Source organism: Alkalibacterium psychrotolerans (assembly GCF_054784355.1).
Genome location: NZ_BAAGPH010000095.1, coordinates 1 through 3,071 on the forward strand (window position 1 = coordinate 1; position 3,071 = coordinate 3,071).

The following is a 3,071-nucleotide window of genomic DNA, read 5'->3' on the forward strand; positions in this document are numbered from 1 at the left end:
TTTGCGTCCGTCTTCCTTCAGATTCCGCCTCACGGCGGACACCCTTGACTTTCGCTAACAGTTCCTACTGCCAAGTCTGTAGTGGACTTTCACCACCAAGTTGTCGCCCATGCCGGGCGCACGAAAAAAACAGAAGGCAGCAGTTCCGCCTTCTGTTTTAAACCTTATTAGATTACTTCAGTTTGTCGTTCTCATACGTGTGCACTTTTTCAAGACTTGGGAAATCCTGCTGACGCAAAGCCTCGTAGATTAAAATATTAGCTGTATTCGACAAATTTAATGACCGGACATGCGTGTCATTCATCGGTATACGCAGACATTTTTCAGGATGGTCACGCATAAATTCTTCCGGTAGTCCTGTTGTTTCCTTGCCGAAAAGGAAAAAGTAGTCTTTTTCGGTATCAGAATAATCGATGTCGGAATAGACCTTTTCAGCAAATTTTGAAATAAGAAACAGCGGGCGATCATCGACAAATGCCATAAAGTCTTCGAGACTTTTGTGATAATGAATATCCACAGCTTCCCAGTAATCAAGTCCGGCCCGTCTCAAATACTTGTCATCGGTTTTAAAACCCAGTGGTTCAATAAGGTGCAGGGATGTGTTAGTTCCGGCACATGTGCGCGCGATGTTTCCTGTATTGGCCGGAATTTGCGGTTCAAAAAGTACAATATGATTTGTCAAAATAAGATCTCCTTTGTTACTATTTCAGTTGCTCTTCCAGTTCGGCGATGGCTTCAGCCATTTCACCAACTGTTTCCGGTTCAGTCTCTTTTTCCAGGGCTTCTTTCAAAAAGTCGAGGATGTCCTGATTCGGACGTTTTTTTGTAATGGTCGCCACAGCCCAGGCTGCGGTTCCCCTGATCATGGGTCTCGGGTCCTGTTCAATCACATTGAGTAAATCAGGAACAGCCGAAAAATCCCGGTAATTCGCCAAGGCAATAATGGCATTCCGCTGAAGAGGCTTCTTTCCTCTCCAGGATCCGGCCAATTCCCCAAACTGATTCTTAAACTCTTTGTTGGAAATAGTCAGCAGCGGTTTCAGCTCCGGCATCGTACTTTCCGGATCCGGCTCCATATCTTCGTGAAAATGCGAATCCACACCCTTGTTATACGGGCAGACAATCTGACAGATATCGCAGCCGTAAATCACGTGCCCCATATTGCGGCGGTATTCTTTCGGCATGTAGCCTTTAGTCTGCGTCTGGTAAGATAGACAGCGCTGGGCGTTCATCCGGCCGTCTCCCAGTAAGGCATCCGTCGGGCAGGCGTCCACACAGCGTGTACAGTCGCCGCAGCCGAAAGCCACTTCCTTGTCCGGTTCAAATTCAAGATTGGTGATAATCTCACCCAGATAGACATAGGACCCGTACTCTTCCGTAATGAGCAGGCCATTTCGCCCGATAAAGCCTAAGCCGGCCCGTTGAGCCACGGCCACATCGACCAGCTCGCCAGTATCCACCATGGGTTTAAAGGAAACAGTCTCTCCCGCTTCTTCTTTAATGTAGGCAATGAGTTCATCCATTTTCTCTCTAAGTATAAAGTGGTAATCTTTCCCCCAAGAAGCACGGGCAAATTCACCCCGACGCTCCCCTTTTACACGAGGCGGCTTGTTCCTCATTTTTGACGGGTATGCGAGAGCGATGGCAATGATTGATTTCGGTTCATCAAAAATGCGCTCCGGATAAATACGCTCTTCGATAACCGGGTGTTCAAAGCCGGAGTGGTGCCCCTTGGACTGCTGAGCATGCAGCTTGTCTTCCAGGTCATGAAAAGGATCGGCATGAGTGAAGCCAATCTTATTGATGCCAATTTCTTCGGCTTTTTTGATGATTTTTTCTTTAAGCAGCTGACTCATGCTGAGAGCCTCCTTTCACTGTCTAACCTAGTCTAACTCGAGCGCTTTTATTTATCTACAGCAATTTGGGCCAGTTTATTGCACAAGGAATTATAGTCCATGCCACTTGCAGCAGCTTCCTGCGGGAACAGACTGGTTGGGGTCATTCCAGGAAGTGTATTGGCTTCAATACAGTAGATGTCCCCTTCAGCTGATACCATGAAATCGATTCGCGCATAGTATTCCAGACGCAGCGCTTTAAAGACGTCCAGAGCTATATCCTGCATTCTTTTCGCAATCGTTTCATCCAGTTCAGCCGGGCAAATTTCAATCGTTGCACCTTCCTGGTATTTATTTTCGTAGTCATAAAAACCTGTTTTTGGAATAATTTCGATAGCCGGCAGCGGTGTATCTTCAAGCACACCGACGGAGAATTCACGGCCTTCGATTTTTTCTTCAATCAGTACAGATGAAGAATACTGCAACGCATCCTCAACGGCTTTAGTCAGGTCATGTTCGTTGTCAACAATGGTTACACCGATACTGGAACCACTTTCGTTAGGCTTAACCACACACGGAACATCGCTTTGTGGTGTATCGCCCTGTTCTACAACTTCCCAGTCGGGGGTCAGTATACCTTGAGCACACATGATTTCTTTTGATAACAGCTTGTTCATCGCAATGGCGCTGCCTAAATAGCCGGTTCCTGTATAGGTGATGTCATATAAATCAAATACAGCTTGAAGCTGTCCGTTCTCACCTAACTCTCCATGAAGAGACAGGAAGACGAGATCTGCTGACTGGGCAATAGGAATAACATTTTCACCAATCATTTCTTCCGGTTTGTCTTTTTGAGCTTTCAGTGCTTTCAAATCAGGAATTTGTCGTTTAACTTTGTATTCATAACGGTCTTTGCTCAGTAATTTATGGGCTTCATCAAAAGTTGAGGCTTCGTTTGTTCCAAAATAAAGGTCAAGTAAAATAACATCGTGTCCGTTTTCCATCAGGGCATTGGCAATCAAACTGCCCGAGCTTAACGACACTTCTCTTTCGTGGCTGTAGCCACCTGCTAATACAACTATTTTCATCTTATTTCCTCCTATACTCTGACAGTAATTACCAATTTTTTTAAATTTTTATCATGTTTTAAAGCAACTATCGTTGCTCTTTCAATAAAAGTGCAAAAAGACACCTCTTCCCCCCTTAATCTGATAAAATGAAGTTCACTAAAACAAA

At 45.2% G+C, this 3,071-nt stretch carries 3 protein-coding genes; all 3 read right to left on the bottom strand.

The window, feature by feature from the left end; translation table 11 throughout:
- Positions 1 to 172 precede the first annotated feature (172 nt).
- Genes trmL through ACYVLS_RS09120 form a run of 3 tightly spaced genes read right to left on the bottom strand, consistent with a single transcriptional unit; the run spans position 173 to position 2,923 of the window.
- Positions 173 to 682, bottom strand: a complete 510-nt coding sequence (gene trmL, locus ACYVLS_RS09110; protein WP_460323775.1) for a tRNA (uridine(34)/cytosine(34)/5-carboxymethylaminomethyluridine(34)-2'-O)-methyltransferase TrmL — start codon at positions 680 to 682, stop codon at positions 173 to 175.
- Between the two features lie 19 nt (positions 683 to 701).
- Entirely contained in the window at positions 702 to 1,856 is a 1,155-nt protein-coding gene (queG, locus tag ACYVLS_RS09115) for a tRNA epoxyqueuosine(34) reductase QueG (protein ID WP_460323777.1), read from the bottom strand.
- 47 nt (positions 1,857 to 1,903) lie between these two features.
- A complete protein-coding gene (locus ACYVLS_RS09120; RefSeq protein WP_460323779.1) occupies positions 1,904 to 2,923 on the bottom strand; it encodes a D-alanine--D-alanine ligase family protein in 1,020 nt (339 codons plus the stop codon).
- Between the last annotated feature and the right edge of the window lie 148 nt (positions 2,924 to 3,071).

What these genes read in the sequence shown, in the direction of transcription:
- queG (WP_460323777.1), bottom strand. Translation starts at nt 1,856, where the DNA reads ATGAGTCAGCTGCTTAAAGAAAAAATCATCAAAAAAGCCGAAGAAATT.
- ACYVLS_RS09120 (WP_460323779.1), bottom strand. Translation starts at nt 2,923, where the DNA reads ATGAAAATAGTTGTATTAGCAGGTGGCTACAGCCACGAAAGAGAAGTG.